Consider the following 18,746-nt stretch of genomic DNA (forward strand, 5'->3'; position numbering starts at 1 on the left):
CGGGCGGGCGCTCAAGGCCGTCGCGAGGAAGCGGCTCAGGGCGATATACGCCGTGATGCGCGACCGGGTGCCCTACCGGGAGTAGCCCCGACGGTTGACAAAACTATAGGAACACCCAACGACTAGGCGAGGGCGGCCATGATGGTGCGGGCGACGCCGTCGTGGTCGTTGTCGTATTCGGTGACGGCGTCGGCGGCCTCGCGGTCTTCGGGCTCGGCGTTGATCATGGCCATGCCGTGGCCCGCTGCCTGCAGCATGGGGATGTCGTTGATGTTGTCGCCGAACGCCCAGGCGTCGGCGAGACGCTCGCCCAGGTGCTCGCATAGCCACGTGAGGGCCGTCCCCTTGGTGGCGCCCTCACCCATGACCTCGATATTCATGGCGTAAGAACGCGTGACCTCAATTCCTCCGAGCGTGTCGAGCGCCGCCGCGATGGCGTCGCGATCGGCGGGGTCGTGCCAGTACATAGCGATGCGTTCGAGCGTCTCGACCTCGTCGATTTTGCTGTCGATATCCATGTCGATCGGCGTTCGTGTGCGCTTGAGCGAAGCCGCGATGTGGGGGTCGCCGCCGCAGAATTCGTCCAGGCGCGTGTAGAGCGAGCGGGGGAGGAAGCACTGCCCATCCGCGAAGATATCGAAGGTCACATCGTGGCCGGCGGCGATGCGATGGACGCGATGGGCAATGCCGCGATCGAGTGGACGGCTCAAAATGCGCGTAGCACGTGAGGCATCGGTGGGCGTACCGTCGTCGAGCTGCCAGACGCTGGCGCCATTGGCGCAGACCGCGTAGTGCACGGCAGGATGGGCGAGGATGGGCTCAAAGATGCCTGACAGCGGGCGCCCCGTGCAGGGCACAAACTCAATACCGCGGCGTGCGAGCTCGTCGAGCATCGCCCAGGTGGCGTCGCTCATCTGCTTATCACTCGTCAGCAGCGTTCCATCCATATCGGAAAACACAATCATTCGATGCAGCCCTTTCTACTGGCATAAAAAGCGTGGCCGAGGGCGGTGATGCCCTGGCCACGCTCGGGTTCTATAACAGTCCGCGTCCTAGCGATCGGCGAGCGGCTTGTACTCCAGCGGCTCGATAACCGGGCGATACGCGGGACGGATGATGCGGTGCGCGCAGAAGAGCTCTTCCATGCGGTGCGCCGACCAGCCGGCCATGCGGGCGACGGCGAACAGCGGCGTAAAGAGCGTCTCGGGCACGCCGAGCATCTTGTAGATAAAGCCCGTGTACAGGTCGATGTTGGCGCAGATGGGCTTGGTCATGCCGTGGTCGCGCATCACCTGCGGGGCCAGGCGCTCGATGCGCTCGATGAGCGCGAACTCCTCGCCCAGGTCCTTCTTGGCGGCAAGCGTGCGCGCGTAACGGCGGCACACCTCGGCGCGCGGGTCGCTCAGCGTGTAGACGGCGTGGCCCATACCGTAGATGAGACCCGTGCCGTCGAAAGCCTGCTTGTCGAGGATCTTGCCCAGGTAGGCCGCGACCTCGTCCTCGTTCTCCCAGTTGGAGACATGCGCGCGGATGTCCTCGTGCATAGACACGACCTTGGCATTGGCACCGCCGTGGCGCGGGCCCTTGAGCGAGCCGATAGCCGCGGCGTAGGCGGAATACGGGTCGGTGGCCGATGAGGACAGCACACGGCAGGCAAACGTGGAGTTGTTGCCGCCGCCGTGCTCGGCATGCAGCATAAGCATCACGTCGAGCAGCATGGCTTCGTCGCGGGTGAATGCCATGCCGCCGCGTAGGACCTGCAGGATGGTCTCGGCGGTGGAGAGGCCGGGTGTGGGGTGCGGCACATGAACCTCGGAGCCGCGGCGCTTGGCGACCGAGGCCATATGCGCGAAGGCGGCGATGCGGGGGAGACGGGCGAGCATGGAGATGGCGACGTCGATTTCGTGTTCGGGTGTAATGGCGTCGGGCTCGGCGTCGAAGGCGTAGAGCAGCAGCACGGCGCGCTGAAGCACATTCATGATGCTCGACGACACCGTGGTCATGGGGAACTCACGGACGTATTCGTCGCTCAGGTGCCTAAAAGCACCCAAGCGCTCGCAAAAGCCGTCGAGCTCTTCCTTGTTGGGCAGCGAACTCGTGATAAGCAGATAGGCGACTTCCTCGTAGCCGTAGCGGTTCTCGGCCTGGGCGTTGTTGACCAGATCCTCGATGCTGTAGCCACGAAGCGTGAGCTTGCCCTGATCGGGCACGACTTTGCCGTCGACCTTGTTGTAGCCGTGCACGTCCGAGATGCGGGTAAGGCCCGCGACCACGCCCGAGCCGTCGGCATTGCGCAGGCCGCGCTTGACGTTGTGCTCTACGAACAGGTCCTCGTCGTACGGGGCGGTCGGCAAGCCGTGGTAGAGGTTTTCGCTTTCGGGCGAAATCTGACGGCTCGCCTCGTAATCCAGAACCAGGCGGCTCAGGTGATCGTCGAAGCGGTAGTAGATTTTCTTGGCGTCGTAGGCCATGCGCGCTCCTCTCCGGTCCGCTTTGGGGCCGCGCGCTTGGACGATATGACGTCAAGCTGCCCCGAGCGGCTTGTTCGCTACAGGCGGTACATAAAGTTAAAGACGTCCTCGCGCTGGATGGACACGTTGACGCCCGAAAGCTCGCCGGCCTCGGCCAGCGCCTTCTGCAGCTCGGCGAAGTCGAGCTTGGACTCGGCGGTGTCGGCCAGCATGGTCATGGTGAAGATGTCCTCGATAATGGACTGCGTGATGTCGCGGATGTCGACGTTGGCCTCGCCCAAAACGCGGGTGACGCCGGCGACGATGCCGGGGCGGTTCTTGCCAAGGACGGTGATGACGATGCGGGAGGACGAGATCTCGGCCATGGGAAACCCTTTCGCGTGGTTGCGGCGCGCGCGGGGCGCTCCGCTACGGTACAGTGTTCATCATTGTACCTGTCTGGCGCCAAAAGGGGTGTGCTTACTGCGGCGTTACACGTCTGCAACATGGGAGAAGGGGCAACAGGGTGCGTGTCCGCTGCGGTTGGTCACGCCGCGTTGCACAAAGACCGTGAACCTTTTGTGGGACACGCGGCGCCGTGGTACCATAGCCGAGTTTGTTGTCTTGGTCGGAAACCAAGACGCCTTATGCGCTGATCGGTAACCAGCGCCTGACCAATAAGGAGTCCTACCATGAAGCAGGGTATCCATCCCCAGTATGTCGAGTGCACGGTGACGTGCTCCTGCGGCAACACCTTCAAGACGCACGCTACCGTGTCCGAGATGAAGGTTGAGCTTTGCAACGAGTGCCACCCGTTCTACACCGGCCAGCAGAAGTTCGTCGACACCGGTGGACGCGTCCAGCGCTTCGCCGACAAGTTCGGTGGCGCCGCTGCCGCCCAGCTCAAGAAGGCCGAGGAGGCCAAGGCTGCCAAGGCTGCCAAGGCTGCTGAGGCCGAGGCCGCTCGCAAGGCCGCCGCTGAGGCTAAGGCTGCCGAGAAGGCCAAGCGTGCTGCTAAGTTTGCCGAGGAGGCTGCCAAGCAGGCCGCCGAGGCTCCCGCAGAGGCTCCCGTCGAGGAGGCCGCTGCCGAGGCCGAGACCACCGAGGCTGCTGAGTAAATAGCTCGCCGAGGAATCGCTCGCATTCATGGCAAAAGGGCCGTGCATCCGTTTGGGTGCGCGGCCCTTTTCTTTTTATTGGTGCAAACCAACCTGTCCCCATTGCACCAGATTGGTGCGAAGGGGACAGGTTGGTTTGCACCAAATGACAGAGAGGCGGCGTTTGCCCAGATAAAACCTGCCAAAATAAACCTGTCCCTTTTTGGCAGGTTGGTCGTAGTTATTACGTGGCGGTTGAGGTCGACCGTATGGGGCGCGCCTTGTTTGGCTAAAGTACAATTATCTGTGTTTAACTCGCCCGCAGCTGCACGGCGTGGGCGATGGCCAAAAAGGAAAACCACATGGGATTCATGTCAAAGCTGCTGTCCTTTGGATCCGATAAGGACCTTAAGCGCTACTACAAGATCGTCGACCAGATCAACGGTCTTGAGCCCCAGTTTGAGAAGATGACCGAGGAGGAACTCCGCGGCCAGACCGATAAGTTCCGCGAGCGTTACGCCAACGGCGAGTCGCTCGACGACATGCTCCCCGAGGCCTTTGCCACCGTGCGTGAGGCTTCCAAGCGCACCATGGGTATGCGCCACTTTGACGTGCAGCTCATCGGCGCCATGGCGCTGCACGAGGGCCATATCGCCGAGATGAAGACCGGCGAAGGCAAGACCCTCGTCTCCACGCTGGCCGGCTATCTCAACGCTATCGCCGGTAAGGGCGTGCACGTCGTCACCGTCAACGACTACCTGGCCAAGCGCGACTCCGAGTGGATGGGCCGCATCTACAAGTACCTGGGCATGACCGTCGGTCTGCTGCAGAACAACATGCCGCTCGAACTCAAGCGCCCGGCCTACCAGGCCGACGTCACGTACGGCACCAACTCCGAGTTCGGTTTCGATTACCTGCGCGATAACATGGTCACCCGCCCCGAGCAGCGCGTGCAGCGCGGTCACAACTACGCCATTGTCGACGAGGTTGACTCCATCCTGATCGATGAGGCCCGCACCCCGCTGATCATCTCGGGCGCTGGCACCAAGTCCGCCAGTACCTACAAGGACTTCGCGCGTGCCGTGCGTGGCCTTGAGCGCGGCGAGGACGTGTCGCACGACATGCTCACCGCCACCGAGGACGTGGAGCCCACGGGCGACTTCGTCATGGACGAGGCCAAGCACACCATTGCCGCCACAGAGCGCGGTCTTAAGAAGATCGAGCGCCGCCTGGGTATCGATGACATCTACGCCGACCTTTCGGGTCAGCTGGTCAACCACCTGCAACAGGCGCTGAAGGCCCAGTACATGTTCCACCGCGACAAGCAGTATGTGGTCACCAACGGCGAGGTCAAGATCGTCGACGAGTTCACAGGCCGCATTATGGAAGGCCGCCGCTATTCTGAGGGCCTGCACCAGGCCATCGAGGCCAAAGAGGGCGTGCTCGTACGCGAGGAGAACCAGACCCTGGCCACCATCACCCTGCAGAACTACTTCCGTCTGTATGACAAGCTTTCCGGCATGACCGGCACGGCACTTACCGAGGATGCCGAGTTCCGCGAGATCTACAAGCTGCCCGTCGAGGTCATCCCCTCCAACAAGCCCGTGCAGCGCGTGGACCACGAGGACCTGGTGTACCGCACCATTCAGGCCAAGTACAACGCCGTCGCCGATGATGTGGAGCGTCGTCACGCCAAGGGCCAGCCGGTCCTGGTGGGCACCGTCTCCATCGAGAGCTCCGAGAAGCTGTCCGTCGCCCTTACCAAGCGCGGCATCGCACACGAGGTCCTCAACGCCAAGCACCATGAACGCGAGGCCCACATCGTGGCCCAGGCCGGACGCTACGGCGCCGTGACCATCGCCACCAACATGGCCGGTCGTGGTACCGACATCCTGCTGGGCGGCAACCCCGACGAGCTGGTGCGCGAGCGCCTGGAGTACGAGGGCCTGACCATGGAGGACGTGACGCCCGAGCAGCTCGAGCAATTCAACGCCGAGGCCAAGGAGACCTGCAAAGCCGAGCGCGAGCGCGTGCTTGCCGCCGGTGGCCTGACCGTTATCGGCACCGAGCGCCACGAGTCCCGCCGTATCGACAACCAGCTGCGTGGCCGCTCCGGCCGTCAGGGCGATCCGGGCGAGACCCAGTTCTACCTGTCGCTCGAGGACGACCTCATGCGCCTGTTCGGCGGCGACAAGATGGACCGCGTCTCCAAGATGATGGTCACGGCCGACATGGGCGACGACATGCCCATCCAGCACAAGATCATCTCCAAGGCCGTCGAGAGCGCCCAGCACAAGGTCGAGAGCATCAACTTCTCCATGCGTAAGAGCGTCCTTGAGTACGACGACGTCATGAACAAGCAGCGCCAGGTCATCTACGCCGAGCGCAATAAGATTCTGGACGGCAAGGACCTGACCGACCACATCACCGAGGTCATGCACGACACCGTGTACCGCTGCGTGCAGGAGTTCTGCACCAAGGACAGTCACGATGGTGAGCGCGACCTGGAGGGCCTGCGCAAGTGGGTTGTGGAGCTCACCGGCCACATCGATACGCCGAAGTTCCCCGACGAGGATTATGAGGCCCTGGCTGCCGATGTCCTGGCTTACGTAGAGAAGTGCTACAACATGAAGGCCGAGCGCTTGGGCGAGGACCTGATGCGCGAGCTCAACACCCAGGTCATGCTGCGTGTCATCGATACCCGCTGGATGAACTACCTGCAGGAGATGGACTACCTCAAGACCGGCATCGGCCTGCGCGGCTTTGGCCAGCGCGACCCGCTGGTCGAGTACAAGACCGAGGCCTACGGCGCGTTCCAAATGCTCGTCGACACCATGTACGAGGATTACCTGCGCACGGTTCTGCGCATCGAGATTAAGGCTGCCCCGCGTGCCGTGGAGCACAAGGAGGATCCCGCGCTCGAGGGTGCGCGCTTCTCCGGTCCTGCCGAGGTCGATGGTGACAACGGCGACTCGGTGCTGCGCAAGCAGGCGCAGGTGCAGGCCCGCACGGCTGTCCAGGGTGGTCCGGCTGCCGTCAACAACGGTGGCAAGGTGACCACCTATCGCAAGTCCGAGAGCGACGATCCGTACGTCAACGTGGGCCGCAACGACCCGTGCCCCTGCGGTAGCGGCAAGAAGTTTAAGTACTGCCACGGCAGGAATCGTTAATGGCTGAGGCTTTAGAGGTAACGCCCGCCGAGCTGGACGCGTTTGCGGACCGGCTCGGCGAGGTCGAGTCGTATCTCCATTTGGACGAAAAGCGCACGCGCGTGACCGAGCTCGAGGCCAAAAGTGTTGCCCCTGGCTTTTGGGATGACGCCGACGCCGCCCGTGCCACCATGGAGGAGATCGCGCGTACCAAGGAAGATATCGCTGCCGTGGACACCGCGCGCGGCGAGCTTTCCGATGCCCGCGCCGCGCTGGAGCTTGCCGAGGAGATGGGGGATGACCCCGACGCCGTCGCCCTTCGCGAGGAGGCTACAGCCACGGCTGAGCGCCTGGCCCGTGCCATCGATGAGCTTGAGCTTTCGAGCTGGTTTACCGGTGAGTTCGATCACGGCGATGCCATTGTGACCATCAAGCCCGGACAGGGTGGTCTGGAGGCCCAGGACTGGACCTTCATGCTCTTTAAGATGTACATGAAGTACTGCCAGCGTCGCGGCTGGAAGGTCACTATCAACGACTGTCCCGCAGCCGAGGTCATCGGCATCGACCGCGCGACCTTTACTGTCGAGGGCAAGGACGCATTTGGCATGCTGCGCGCCGAGGCCGGCGTCCACCGCTTGGTTCGCATTAGCCCCACCGACGACAAGAAGCGCCGCCAGACCACGTTTGCCGGCGTCGAGGTCATCCCCGTGCTACCCGATGATATCGACATCGAGATCAGTCCCGATGACATCCGCGTGGACGTGTACCACGCGAGCGGCCCGGGCGGTCAGGGCGTCAACACCACCGACTCCGCCGTGCGCGTGACGCATTTCCCCAGCGGCATTGTGGTTACCTGCCAAAACGAGCGCAGCCAGATCCAGAACAAGGCCGCGTGCATGCAGATCCTCAAGGCTCGCCTGTACGAGATTGAGCTCGAGAAGCGTGCCGAGGCGCTCGATGAGATTCGCGGACCCAAGACCACGATTGGTTTTGGCAACCAGATCCGCAGCTACGTGCTCTACCCGTATCAGATGGTCAAGGATCTGCGCTCGGGCGTGGAGACCAGCAATGTCGAGGCCGTTCTTGACGATGGCGACCTGGACCCGTTTGTTATTGGCTACCATCGCTGGGCCACCGGCAACGCTGACGCGGAGACCCCGTCTGCTTAAGCCGCCCGGGTTTATGTGGAAATGGATAAAACCCTCCGAGCAGTGTGGTTTTGTATCCAGAGCAAACCCTGCGCAGGGGTGGTTTTTGTCCGGCGAATCGGTAGAATCGAATACAAGAAGAAGTTCAAAGCGCATCCGATGGGGTGCGCTTTTTTGAGGGAGGCAGCATGGCATACCGTCTGGACATCAAGCGCATTCTTTCGATGAACTTCTTTCACGACCTGCCCCAGATTATGTTGGGGTGCGCTCTGGCCGCTATTGCGACCGACCTGTTTTTGATTCCCAACGGCCTTGCCGCCGGTGGCGTTACGGGCCTTGCCACCATTATCCAGGCGGTCGGTGCATCGCGCAGCCTATCGCTTCCCGTTGGTATTCAGACGATCGTGATGAACGCCTTGCTGTTGCTGGTCGTTATGCGCGAAGGTGGCATGTTCTACGTGGTGCAGACCGCGACGGGCTTTGTGCTGCTGGGCTTCTTTACCGATCTGTTCGCCCCGTTTGTAGCACCTCTGGCGGATGCGGACCTGATGCTTCCCGCCATGTGGGGCGGCATTATTACGGGCATCGGTTACGGCATGGTGTTGCGCGCCGGCGCCAACACCGGCGGCTCGGACACGATTGGCCAAATCATCTCGCGTAATACCTCGCTGCCGGTGGGCTCGACCGTCATGGCAATCGACGTTGCCGTGTGTGCGCTGTCGGCTCCGGTCTTTTCAATCGAAAACGCACTATATGCAGGCCTTTCGATGGTCATTAGCGGCTACGTGATCGATGCCGTGGTCGATGGTGGCAACAAACGCCGTATGGTACTCATCATCTCGGACAAGTTCCCTGATATCGCTGCCGATATCATGTATGGCCTGGGTCGTGGTTGTACCAAGTTTAAGGCGACTGGCATGTATTCGGGTGCCGAGAAGCCGGTGATTATGGTCATCGTGAGCCGTCGAGAGCTCAATACCCTCAAGACGATTGTGCGCGAGCGCGATCCTCGCGCCATTGTGACGGTCGCTGACGTTACGGAAGCCTTCGGCGAGGGATTCAAGGACATTAGCGCGTAGGGTCGATCGCGTTCCATCCAAAAGACGTTCACATTGATAAACCGTTTCATCAGCGGTTCTGCCTGCTAAATTGTTCAAATAATGATAAAAACTCTGGTAAAGCCATCAGTTTCCAGCATAATGAATGACGTACGTGCATTGCGGCTGTGTTGGGATTACCTTCGGTGCCGTGCGCATTTTGTCTAATGAGGATGAAAGGAAGGCACAATGAGCGACGAAGAGCTCAAAAAGGTTGCCAACGAGGTAAGGAAGGGCATCGTCACCGGCGTGCACGCTGCCAAGTCCGGCCATCCGGGCGGTTCGCTCGGCGCTGCCGACATCATGACCTATCTGTACTTTGAGGAAATGAACGTCGACCCGGCCGACCCCCGCAAGGCCGACCGCGACCGCTTCGTGCTTTCCAAGGGTCACTGCGCGCCTGGTCTGTACGCCGTGCTCGCCGAGCGCGGATTCTTCCCCAAGGAGGATCTCGAGACGCTGCGCCACATCGGCAGCCACCTGCAGGGCCATCCCAACATGAATGACACCCCGGGCGTCGACATGTCCACCGGCTCGCTTGGCCAGGGCATCTCCGCCGCCGTGGGCATGGCCGTTGCCGCCAAGCAGTGGGGCGACGACTATCGCACCTACGCCCTGCTGGGCGACGGCGAGAGCGAGGAGGGCCAGGTCTGGGAGGCCGCCATGTTTGCCGGCAACCAGCAGCTCGACAACCTCTGCGTGATCGTCGACCATAACGGCCTGCAGATCGACGGCCCCGTCGAGGAGGTCAACGACCCCATGCCGCTCGCCGACAAGTTCCGCGCCTTCAAGTTCCATGTGGTGGAGCTCGCCGACGGCAACGACTTCGACCAGATCCGCGCCGCCTTTGCCGAGGCCCGCGCCACCAAGGGTCAGCCGACCGCCATTATCGCCGAGACCACGAAGGGCAAGGGCGTCTCCTTTATGGAGAACCAGGTGGGTTGGCACGGTAAGGCCCCCAACGATGAACAGTTTGAGCAGGCCATGGCAGAGCTCACGGCCGCCGGAGAGGAGCTCTAGGATGGCAGACGTCAAGAAAATCGCCACGCGTGTAAGCTACGGCGAGGCCCTCGTCGAGCTCGCCAACGAGCACGATGACTTTGTGGTCCTCGACGCCGACCTGGCCGCCGCCACGCAGACCGGTAAGTTTAAGGCCGCTTGCCCCGACCGCTTCTTCGATGTGGGCATCGCCGAGAGCAACCTGATGGGTGTTGCCGCCGGTATCGCGACCACCGGCCGCGTCGCCTTCGCGAGCAGCTTTGCCATGTTTGCCGCCGGCCGTGCCTTCGAGCAGGTCCGCAACTCCATCGGCTACCCGCACCTCAACGTCAAGATTGGCGCCACGCACGCCGGCATCTCGGTGGGCGAGGACGGCGCCACGCACCAGTGCTGCGAGGACATCGCCCTTATGCGCGTCATCCCCGGCATGACCGTTATCGTCCCGGCCGACGACGTGGAGGCCCGAGCCGTGACGCGCGCCGCCTACGAGTGCGACGGCCCCGTGTACATGCGCTTCGCCCGTCTGGCCTCGCCGGTCATCAACGACCCCGAGACCTACAAGTTCGAGTTGGGCAAGGGCATTGTCATGCGCGAGGGCGCCGATGTGACCATCATTGCCTGCGGCCTGATGGTCGGTGAGGCTCTCGAGGCCGCCGAGCAGCTCGCTGCCGAGGGCATCGACGCCGAGGTCATCAACATGCACACCATCAAGCCCATCGATGCCGACCTGATCGTCAAGAGCGCCACCAAGACCGGCCACGTCGTGACCGTCGAGGAGCACTCCGTGATCGGTGGCCTGGGCAGCGCCGTTGCCGACGTCCTGTGCGAGCAGTGCCCGACGCCGCTCAAGAAGATTGGCGTCAACGACACCTTCGGCGAGTCCGGCCCGGGTGCCGAGCTTCTGCACAAGTACGGTCTGGACGCCGCCAACATCGTGGCGACCACCAAGGAGTTCTTGGCATAAGGCAAGACGAGGCAAAGTATCGCTTCAGCAACCGTATGCAATCCATAACAGGGGCGTCCTCAAAGAGGACGCCCCTGGTTTTTGTCGGCAACAAACAAATTAGGCCCGCACCAAGTAAAGGCTTTCTCCGGGGAATGGGCCCAGATCAGCAAAGTGCAATTCAGCCCCCAAGTAAAACGCAGCGACCCCTTAGTTATCGCAGGCCGGACACGGGGTTACTTTCCAAATCTTTCCGCAGGACGGAGGAGCCCCCGCCGCACGTAGTGCGCAGCGGAGGCTCCGACATGTCCGAGGACGATTTGGAAAGTAACCCCGTGTCCGGCCGGAGGGACCCAAACACGGCCATGCTTCTTATGTGCAGCAAAGCTAATGCTGCTAAAATATTAAGCGCTCATGTAGTTTAAACGCACGACGATAAGGAGCACCAGTGGGTAACCACTTCCGTACCTCCGGTGCGGGCGATGATGCCCCCAAGACGCAGGCAGGCGTCCAGGGCAGTCGTTTCGCCACTCCGGATTCAGAGGGCCAGCCTGTTGCTCAGGCCCCCGTTCAGCCGGCAGATCAGGCACAGCCGGCATCCGATCCCTTTGCCTACAATCCAACCAGCGATGTCGCGCTTTCCGGCGCGGCGGGTTTTGAGCCCGTTCAGGCCGTGACCGCTCGCGTGGAGCAGCCTCAGGCTGGCGCCGCCACGCCGCAGCCTACCATGGCCGGCATTCCCGACCCCATGGCCCCTGCGACGCCGGCTCCTCAGCCTGCGCAGTCCGGTCTCTTTGCCGCTATTCCCGATCCCACGCAGCCTGCTGCCCCGGTGGTCGAGAGCGATCAGGCCGCCGAGGTCGCAAGCCTCGATAACGCGCTCAACAACCCCGATTTTACGTCGGTGTTTGCGCCCATCGATCCGCAGGCCAGCCGCAAGAAGATGGCCAAGCAGGCCGGTGTCGAGCCCGTCATCCTTATGGAGCATGTCACCAAGATCTATCCGGCACAGCCCAACAAGCCTGCACTCGACGACATTAACATCGAGATCTATCCGGGCGAGTTCGTCTTCCTGGTCGGTCACTCCGGCTCGGGTAAGACCACGCTGCTGTCGACGCTCAACCGCGACGTCAAGCCGACGAGCGGCCGCATCCTGGTTGCCGGTCAGGACCTCATGAAGATCAAGAACCGCAAGGTTCCGTTCCTGCGCCGCCAGATTGGCGCCGTGTTCCAGGACTTTAAGCTTCTGCCGCAAAAGACCGCCTACGAAAACGTGGCGTTTGCCCTGCAGTGCATCGGCAAGCCCAAGGGCGTCATTCGCAGCCAGGTGCCCGAGGTGCTGCGTCTGGTCGGTCTGGCCGATCAGATGGACTCGCTGCCCGACCAGCTTTCCGGTGGCGAGCAGCAGCGCGTTGCCGTCGCCCGCGCTATGGTCAACCGTCCGCCGCTGCTGATTTGCGACGAGCCCACGGGTAACCTCGACCCGGCGATCTCGCTGGGCATCATGAAGCTGCTCGAGCGTATTAACCGCACCGGCACCACCGTGATCGTCGCCACGCACGACCGCGAGATGGTCGATAGCATGCACCGTCGCGTGATCGCCCTTGAGGGCGGCCACGTTATCCGCGACCAGGAGAGGGGAGGTTACGGCAACTATGGCACCAACTAACGTGGGCTACTCCTTCAAAGAGGCAATCAGCCACTTCTTCCGTAACTGGACTACCTCGCTCGGCGCCGTCATCACGATCTTCCTTTCGCTGTTTATCATCGGCCTGTTCATCATGGGCTCCGCGATGCTGAACTCCGTGATCGGCACCGTCGAGGATCAGGTTGTCATCAACGCGTTCATTAGTGATGACGCTGATCTGGCCGATGTTCAGGCTTTTGAGGCCGAACTTAAGACGTGGAATAACGTCAAGTCCGTGACCTATAAGGACAAGGACGACGCGCTGGCCGAGTATACGAGCAAGATGTCGGGCAACGCCGACGCCACCATGAGCGCGCTCGATGGCCAGAACCCACTGCCGGCTTCGTTTGCAATTGAGATGGACGATCCGTCCAAGGTCGAAAGCACGGCAGAGAAGCTCAAGAAGGATGCCGATTTCCAGAAGATCGCGGATGACGGCGACGTCAACGCGAGCGTGCTGTACGGCCAGGAGGAAGTTAGCCGCCTGTTCCAGGTGACCAACTACATCCGCATCGCCGCCGTGGTGCTCGTTGGCCTTCTGACCTTTATCGCATTCATCTTCATCAACAACACGATTCGCCTGTCCATCACGGCGCGTCGTCGTGAGATTGCGATTATGCGTCTAGTCGGCGCCAGCAACGGCTTCATTCGTGGCCCGTTTATCACCGAGGGCGTACTGCAGGCCATTTTGGGCTCGCTGCTTTCCATCGGCGTTCTGGAGCTGCTGCGCAATCTGATGATTCCGCGTCTGCAGGAGAGCATCGGCTGGATGTCGTTTGCCCTGCCGATGCAGTACTACCTGGTGACCTATGCTGCGCTGATTCTGGTCGGCGTGATTATCGGTCTCTTTGGTTCTGCCATCGCCATGCGCCGCTACCTGCGCGTGTAGGCATGCCTGGAATTCATCCCTTCCAACGGGTCGTCTCTTATGGGGCGGCCCGTTTTTTGATCCCTAGGGGACGAAGGAAACGGATCATCGTGACGCTGGTCTATCTATATGATTCGCAATCCTGCCGTCCCCTAGGGATCATTTGGGTAGACTCTTGGGATGTAAACGGCAATCGATAGTTAGGAGGCGCCATGGGGCGCAATAACAAGCATAAGCGTGGAGCTCGCAATAAGCGCGGGCCGGTGCGCAGCGAACGCCGTCCGAGCCTGACCGGGCGCGTGCAGCTCCATGAGCACAGTGCCTATGTCATAACCGAGAATGGCGACTACAAGGTCATGGGCCGCGGTAAGCGCGAGATCATGGATGGCGATACCGTTGCCGTGAGCATTAAGAACAGCCCGCACGGTGAGCGGCGCGCCGTGATCGAAAGCGTGGTTGAGCGTGCAGCTATAAGCGTGGTGGGCACGTACCAGACCGCCGGTCCGCTCGGTGTGATTGAGCCGCTCGATTCGCGCCTGAAGGCCGACTTCTTCATTTTGCCCGAGGATACCTCGGCGGATCGTCTGGGTGTCCACCCGGGTGATGCTGTTGTCGCGCGCATTTTGACCTACCCGACGCGCCTGGAATCGGGCACCGTGACGATCGAACGCCGCATTGGCGGAGATGACGCGCCCGATTTGGGCGTTCAATATGTGATGGCGCGTTACGGCTATACCGATAGCTATCCCGAGGCCGCGCTAGACGAGGCCGAGGGGCTTTCGCTCGATGTGTCCGCGGCGCTTAAGGACCCGCTCCGCCGCGATCTGCGCGACCGCTTTGTCATCACGATCGACCCGGTCGACGCGCGCGACTTTGACGATGCCATTTCGCTGGAGCGCACGCCCGAGGGTGGCTACAAGCTGGGTGTGCATATCGCCGACGTTTCACACTATGTGGCTTGGGACGGGCATATCGATCTTGAGGCTCGCCATCGTACGACATCGGTGTATCTGGCCGATCGCGTGCTTCCCATGCTGCCCGAACGCCTGTCCTGTGACCTGTGCTCGCTTCGCCCTGACGAGGACCGTCTTGCGTTTACCGTCGATATCGAGCTCGATGAGCAGGGTCGCGTGCGGCATTACGATCCGTACCCCAGCGTGATTCGCTCGCGTGTGCGTATGGACTATGACGGCGCCGAGGCGCTGCTGGTGCGTGCCGGCGCGGTTGAGTATTCGGTGCTGGAGGGTGCAGCCGAGGATGTTGCGGCTGCCGAGACCTCGCGCGAGGAAGCGCTTGAGCGCGGTCTTGCGTGCGAGGAGACCGCCCGCGGCTACAACATCGACCTCGGCGATTTCCTTGTCGCCGCCAACGAACTCGCCGAGCTTCGCCGTCGTATTCGTCGCGCCCGCGGCTCAGTCGATTTTGACACGGCCGAGATTCGCGCTCTATTGGATGAGGACGGAGTGCCCGTGCAGATTGTGGCGCGTGAGCGTTCGTGTGCCACGTCGCTTATCGAGGAAGCCATGCTGCTCGCCAACGAGTGCGTTGCAGAGTGGCTGGCGGACCGTGATATCGAGGCCTGCTATCGCGTGCATGAGGATCCGAGCCCCGATAGCCTGCACGGTGCCGCCGTTGCGCTGGCGCAGCTAGGCATCATCGACGATCGCCGTGCTGCCGGTATTGCCCTGGGGAGTCCCGATGAGCTGCAGGCCGCAGTCGATGCTGCCGCCGGTACGGCCAACGCACCGCTCGTCAACATGCTGCTTCTGCGCAGCATGCAGCGCGCGCTGTACAAGCCGCGCAACGAGGGCCACTTTGCGCTCGCCGCGCCGTGCTACTGTCACTTTACGAGTCCCATCCGTCGCTACCCCGATCTGGTGGTGCACCGCGTGCTCAAACTGCAGTTGGCCTACGAGCAGCTCGGCGGCAAGGACGCCTTGGTCCGTACGCCGCGGCTGATCGGCAAGGGGCGCGAGTCGCTGCCGCGCATTCTGCCGCAGATCTGCCGCGCATGCAGCGATGCCGAGCGCGCGGCAGATGCCGCCAGCCATGCGACACAAAAGATCAAGATTGCCCAGTACTATGAGGACCGTCTGGGCGAGCGCTATGCCGGAACCGTCTCGTGGGTTAGCAGCATGGGCCTCTTTGTGCGCTTGGATCTAACGCAGGTCGAAGGCTTGATTTCGATCAAGAGCCTGGGCAACGAGTGGTTCGAGTTCGACGAGGACGCGCTTACGCTGACGGGCGCCGACACGGGGACTCGTTACGAGCTGGGGCAGCGCGTGATTGTCGAGGTCTCGCGCGTCAATACCACGCGTGGGCACTTGGACTTTAAGCTTATCCATTAGCCAAATCCCGACTCATGGTGGGGGAGCGGAGGGCGGCCTTTCGGGACCGCCCTTTGCATTTGAATCGTGGCTACCTTGCCGTCTGCTCGGCCGCCCGCTTACCTGCTATTTGAGAGGTAGAACCTACCAAAATAAACCTGTCCCTTTTTGGCAGGTTTACAAGAAAGCGGGGATGAGATGGCGACGGTGTACGGTTATGCGCGGGTGAGTTCGCGCGATCAGAATCTTAATCGGCAGCTGGATGCGCTGGGCGCCTATGGCGTGGGCTCAGCGAATATTTATGCCGACCATGCGAGCGGCAAGGACTTCGATCGACCGCGTTATCGCGAGCTGCTGCACGTTCTGGGAGACGGGGACGTGCTGGTGGTGCTTTCTATCGACCGACTTGGTCGTAATTACTCCGAGATTCTTGAGGAATGGCGGCGCATTACCAAGGAGCTCGGGGTTGCCATTGTGGTGTTGGACATGCCATTGCTTGACACGCGTGTCAGGGCCAGCGGCGCGCCGGATGTGACCAACACCCTGATTGTCGATATTGTGCTGCAACTGCTGAGCTACGTGGCGCAGGTGGAACGCGAGAATATCCATCGGCGCCAGGCGGAGGGAATTGCAGCGGCGCGGGCGCGAGGGGTCCGTTTCGGTCGACCTCGCAAGCCGTGCCCTCCTCAGTTTGAGCTAGTGCGCGATAGCTATGAGGCAGGCGATATTACCCGCAGCCAGGCAGCAAAGTGCCTGGGCGTGTGCGTGGGGACGTTTGATCGCTGGATGCGCGAGGCGGGGTAGGGGTTTGCGTCGCCTTGTCGCTTCCTGTTGCGATTCAAATTTTGATACGGTGACGATGTCATTTGGGGCTACACTCGCTGATATTCAAAAAAAGGAGGTTGGCCCTTGGCGCGCGTAAAACAAATAATCGGATGGACCGCGATCGTTCTGTTCGCTGCAACGCTGGCGGGCATCTGGGTGCTGACGGAGCAAAATGCGGTGGAGACGTCGCTGCTGAGCGAGTCCACCGCGCGTGTGGTGGAGGGTCAGGCTACGGGCGTTCAGGCCGCCGATGCCACGGGTGAAGCCCAGACGGAGAACGGAATGACCGGGGGCACCGATTCGGCTGCCTCGAATGTCCGGTCTGGCCGACTTGCTTCCATTCGCATGTGGGTGGGCGCAAACGTCCGTCGCGTTGCCCATACCGTAGAGTTTTTCTTCGTCGGATTGTTCGCCTCGGTGATCGTGGCTTGCTTTTCCAGGCGTCCGTGGAGCGTGTGCTCCCGTTGCGTGCCCGTATTGCTCTTTTGCGCCGCCTGCTCCGTTGGCGATCAGGTACATAAGATCTTTGTTCCCGGCAGGCATTTCGACGTTATCGATTTAGGATTCGATGCTGCGGGCTATATCACCGCCATGCTGTTGGTATTGCTGGCAGCGGCGTTGGTGCGCCATGCGACTCGGCCGATCGGCGCCCATGCGAGGCGCTAGCCTTAAGACGAGACATCGCGACTGCCTATGCTTCGACATTGACTACAATAACGGCTGCAATCGCGAGCGGTCGTCGATGTGCAGTTTTCCATACACCTGTTTTCTCTAAGAAAGGAAATCCCATGGCGGTATTGTTTGTTGAATATCCCAAGTGCTCGACCTGTAAGAAGGCCAAGGCATGGCTGGACGAACATGGGGTAGAGTATATCGACCGCGATATCGTTTTGGACAATCCCACGGCTGATGAGCTTGCGACCTGGATTGCTCGTTCGGGGCTGCCGGTGCGGCGCTTCTTTAATTCGTCGGGCATGAAATATCGAGAGCTGGGCCTGAAGGCGCGTCTGGATGCGGGCATGACGGATCGGGAATGCTATGAGCTGCTGGCGACCGACGGCATGCTGGTCAAGCGTCCGCTGCTGGTGGGCGACGACTTTGCGATTCCTGGCTTTAGGGAAGCGGCTTGGGCCGAGGCGTTGCTGTAGCGGCTCCGGAAAATGCGACCCGTTTTGAGTGATCGGGGTGGGATGTGTTTTCCATCGGCGGGCTCGCTCGGCTCAATCCTCGAGCTGTGCCCATTCGTGCGGATCGTAGACCTTTACGTGCTTGTTGGGCTTGCCGCTCCAGTACTCCTCGTCCATAAAGGGCAGATATGCCTGAACGCCGGGACAGATAAAGGGAATCCGCTGCTGTTGCAGTCGCTCGCGCTGGCGCTGCTCCAGGTGCGCCTCGGATATGACGGTCGGCATACCGGACAGCTCGACGAGGCTTGCCTGGATGCGCTTGAGGTCGGGGAGCGCCGCGTGCCATGACGTCCGCATAATTAAAAACGAGGCGCGACGGTATTCCGCTTGCATCACCGTGATGGCGGGACGCAGCGTGGGATGGATTTTGTCTCGGTCGGGCCAAGGTCCGGCGGATATCTCGAGCCCCAAGGTCTCCCATAGGTAATCCAGCTCTTCGTCCATAGTGCCTCGATGTCTACGCGATTATTGTCACTTCGATTGTGTTACCTGGTGCTATCGTTTTCGCGATAGAATCTGCCAACGGTCGACGGCTACCGTTCGCGGCGTTCTGCCCTTCGTGTGCGGCGGCTAGCTCCACAGGTCCTTCACGGGTCGGACTAAATCGGGCCAATTTGGCTGAATTTCAAAAAAGTCAAAATTGGGGCTTGCGTCACGACGGATCTTCCCGTATATTTCTTTCTTGCGCAAAGGCACAGCCGAGCGCAGCGATGCAGTCATTGGGATGTCGTCTAATGGCAGGACAGCGGATTCTGGTTCCGTCAATGGGGGTTCGACTCCCTCCATCCCAGCCATTGCATTTGCTACATATGGCCCGTTCGTCTAGCGGTTTAGGACGCCGCCCTCTCAAGGCGGAGATCACCAGTTCGAATCTGGTACGGGCTACCACAAAATGAACGCCCGGGCCTCGCAAGAGACCCGGGTTTTGTGTATCGACCGTTTATACGGCGCCTGCCGTGTTTCGCCCAG

16 protein-coding genes and 2 tRNA genes are annotated in these 18,746 nt (G+C 61.3%); 14 read left to right on the forward strand and 4 right to left on the reverse strand.

What is annotated here, in order from left to right; all coding sequences use genetic code 11:
• Positions 1-122: 122 nt before the first annotated feature.
• The 3 genes from AQ996_RS05800 to AQ996_RS05810 form a co-directional block, all read right to left on the reverse strand.
• Positions 123-965 carry a Cof-type HAD-IIB family hydrolase gene (locus AQ996_RS05800; RefSeq protein ID WP_055251843.1) on the reverse strand — a complete coding sequence of 281 codons (843 nt, stop codon included), beginning with the start codon at positions 963-965 and terminating at the stop codon, positions 123-125.
• 87 nt (positions 966-1,052) lie between these two features.
• Entirely contained in the window at positions 1,053-2,471 is a 1,419-nt protein-coding gene (locus tag AQ996_RS05805) for a citrate synthase (protein ID WP_055251844.1), read from the reverse strand.
• A 77-nt stretch (positions 2,472-2,548) separates the two neighbouring features.
• Complete coding sequence (locus AQ996_RS05810) at positions 2,549-2,836, reverse strand: ACT domain-containing protein (protein WP_006235289.1); 288 nt, start codon at positions 2,834-2,836, stop codon at positions 2,549-2,551.
• Between the two features lie 306 nt (positions 2,837-3,142).
• Between AQ996_RS05810 and rpmE the strand changes: the two genes are divergently transcribed.
• From rpmE to AQ996_RS05870, 12 genes are all read left to right on the forward strand, one after another.
• A complete protein-coding gene (rpmE, locus tag AQ996_RS05815; RefSeq protein ID WP_006235303.1) occupies positions 3,143-3,568 on the forward strand; it encodes a 50S ribosomal protein L31 in 426 nt (141 codons plus the stop codon).
• Positions 3,569-3,909: 341 nt separating this feature from the next.
• The gene (gene secA, locus AQ996_RS05820) at positions 3,910-6,717 is read left to right on the forward strand and encodes a preprotein translocase subunit SecA (protein ID WP_055251846.1); all 2,808 of its coding nucleotides are present in this window, start codon (positions 3,910-3,912) and stop codon (positions 6,715-6,717) included.
• Positions 6,717-7,865 (forward strand): peptide chain release factor 2, encoded by a 1,149-nt coding sequence (prfB, locus tag AQ996_RS05825; protein WP_055251848.1) that lies wholly within the window; start codon positions 6,717-6,719, stop codon positions 7,863-7,865. Before secA ends, prfB begins: the two co-directional genes overlap by 1 nt.
• Before the next feature lie 167 nt (positions 7,866-8,032).
• Positions 8,033-8,923 (forward strand): YitT family protein, encoded by an 891-nt coding sequence (locus AQ996_RS05830; protein WP_055251850.1) that lies wholly within the window; start codon positions 8,033-8,035, stop codon positions 8,921-8,923.
• 207 nt (positions 8,924-9,130) lie between these two features.
• Positions 9,131-9,961 carry a transketolase gene (locus AQ996_RS05835; protein WP_055251853.1) on the forward strand — a complete coding sequence of 277 codons (831 nt, stop codon included), beginning with the start codon at positions 9,131-9,133 and terminating at the stop codon, positions 9,959-9,961.
• A gap of 1 nt (position 9,962) precedes the next feature.
• Entirely contained in the window at positions 9,963-10,904 is a 942-nt protein-coding gene (locus tag AQ996_RS05840; protein WP_055251857.1) for a transketolase family protein, read from the forward strand.
• Between the two features lie 427 nt (positions 10,905-11,331).
• Positions 11,332-12,552 (forward strand): cell division ATP-binding protein FtsE, encoded by a 1,221-nt coding sequence (ftsE, locus tag AQ996_RS05845; protein WP_055251859.1) that lies wholly within the window; start codon positions 11,332-11,334, stop codon positions 12,550-12,552.
• Positions 12,539-13,459, forward strand: a complete 921-nt coding sequence (gene ftsX, locus AQ996_RS05850; RefSeq protein WP_055251861.1) for a permease-like cell division protein FtsX — start codon at positions 12,539-12,541, stop codon at positions 13,457-13,459. Before ftsE ends, ftsX begins: the two co-directional genes overlap by 14 nt.
• A 191-nt stretch (positions 13,460-13,650) precedes the next feature.
• On the forward strand, positions 13,651-15,786 hold the full coding sequence (locus tag AQ996_RS05855; RefSeq protein ID WP_055251864.1) for a ribonuclease R family protein: 2,136 nt from the start codon (positions 13,651-13,653) through the stop codon (positions 15,784-15,786).
• A 177-nt stretch (positions 15,787-15,963) separates the two neighbouring features.
• Positions 15,964-16,569, forward strand: a complete 606-nt coding sequence (locus AQ996_RS05860; RefSeq protein ID WP_055251867.1) for a recombinase family protein — start codon at positions 15,964-15,966, stop codon at positions 16,567-16,569.
• Positions 16,570-16,674: 105 nt separating this feature from the next.
• Complete coding sequence (locus AQ996_RS05865) at positions 16,675-17,256, forward strand: VanZ family protein (protein WP_055251869.1); 582 nt, start codon at positions 16,675-16,677, stop codon at positions 17,254-17,256.
• Between the two features lie 122 nt (positions 17,257-17,378).
• Positions 17,379-17,738, forward strand: a complete 360-nt coding sequence (locus tag AQ996_RS05870) for an arsenate reductase family protein (RefSeq protein WP_055251871.1) — start codon at positions 17,379-17,381, stop codon at positions 17,736-17,738.
• 72 nt (positions 17,739-17,810) lie between these two features.
• Here AQ996_RS05870 and AQ996_RS05875 read toward each other — a convergent pair whose 3' ends face one another.
• Entirely contained in the window at positions 17,811-18,221 is a 411-nt protein-coding gene (locus AQ996_RS05875) for a hypothetical protein (protein ID WP_055251873.1), read from the reverse strand.
• 276 nt (positions 18,222-18,497) lie between these two features.
• Here AQ996_RS05875 and AQ996_RS05880 point away from each other — a divergent pair.
• Together AQ996_RS05880 and AQ996_RS05885 are read left to right on the forward strand one after the other, a co-directional pair.
• A tRNA-Gln gene (locus AQ996_RS05880) sits at positions 18,498-18,571 on the forward strand.
• Between the two features lie 17 nt (positions 18,572-18,588).
• Positions 18,589-18,665 (forward strand) — tRNA-Glu (locus tag AQ996_RS05885).
• Positions 18,666-18,746 lie beyond the last annotated feature (81 nt).

This window comes from Collinsella aerofaciens, from assembly GCF_001404695.1.
In the GTDB taxonomy this organism is placed as follows: Bacteria; Actinomycetota; Coriobacteriia; order Coriobacteriales; family Coriobacteriaceae; genus Collinsella; species Collinsella aerofaciens_E.

Bases quoted from the DNA above. Each gene is read 5' to 3' on its own strand.
- AQ996_RS05800 (WP_055251843.1), bottom strand. From the start codon at position 965: ATGATTGTGTTTTCCGATATGGATGGAACGCTGCTGACGAGTGATAAG.
- AQ996_RS05805 (WP_055251844.1), bottom strand. From the start codon at position 2,471: ATGGCCTACGACGCCAAGAAAATCTACTACCGCTTCGACGATCACCTG.
- AQ996_RS05810 (WP_006235289.1), bottom strand. From the start codon at position 2,836: ATGGCCGAGATCTCGTCCTCCCGCATCGTCATCACCGTCCTTGGCAAG.
- rpmE (WP_006235303.1), top strand. From the start codon at position 3,143: ATGAAGCAGGGTATCCATCCCCAGTATGTCGAGTGCACGGTGACGTGC.
- secA (WP_055251846.1), top strand. From the start codon at position 3,910: ATGGGATTCATGTCAAAGCTGCTGTCCTTTGGATCCGATAAGGACCTT.
- prfB (WP_055251848.1), top strand. From the start codon at position 6,717: ATGGCTGAGGCTTTAGAGGTAACGCCCGCCGAGCTGGACGCGTTTGCG.
- AQ996_RS05830 (WP_055251850.1), top strand. From the start codon at position 8,033: ATGGCATACCGTCTGGACATCAAGCGCATTCTTTCGATGAACTTCTTT.
- AQ996_RS05835 (WP_055251853.1), top strand. From the start codon at position 9,131: ATGAGCGACGAAGAGCTCAAAAAGGTTGCCAACGAGGTAAGGAAGGGC.
- AQ996_RS05840 (WP_055251857.1), top strand. From the start codon at position 9,963: ATGGCAGACGTCAAGAAAATCGCCACGCGTGTAAGCTACGGCGAGGCC.
- ftsX (WP_055251861.1), top strand. From the start codon at position 12,539: ATGGCACCAACTAACGTGGGCTACTCCTTCAAAGAGGCAATCAGCCAC.
- AQ996_RS05855 (WP_055251864.1), top strand. From the start codon at position 13,651: ATGGGGCGCAATAACAAGCATAAGCGTGGAGCTCGCAATAAGCGCGGG.
- AQ996_RS05860 (WP_055251867.1), top strand. From the start codon at position 15,964: ATGGCGACGGTGTACGGTTATGCGCGGGTGAGTTCGCGCGATCAGAAT.
- AQ996_RS05870 (WP_055251871.1), top strand. From the start codon at position 17,379: ATGGCGGTATTGTTTGTTGAATATCCCAAGTGCTCGACCTGTAAGAAG.
- AQ996_RS05875 (WP_055251873.1), bottom strand. From the start codon at position 18,221: ATGGACGAAGAGCTGGATTACCTATGGGAGACCTTGGGGCTCGAGATA.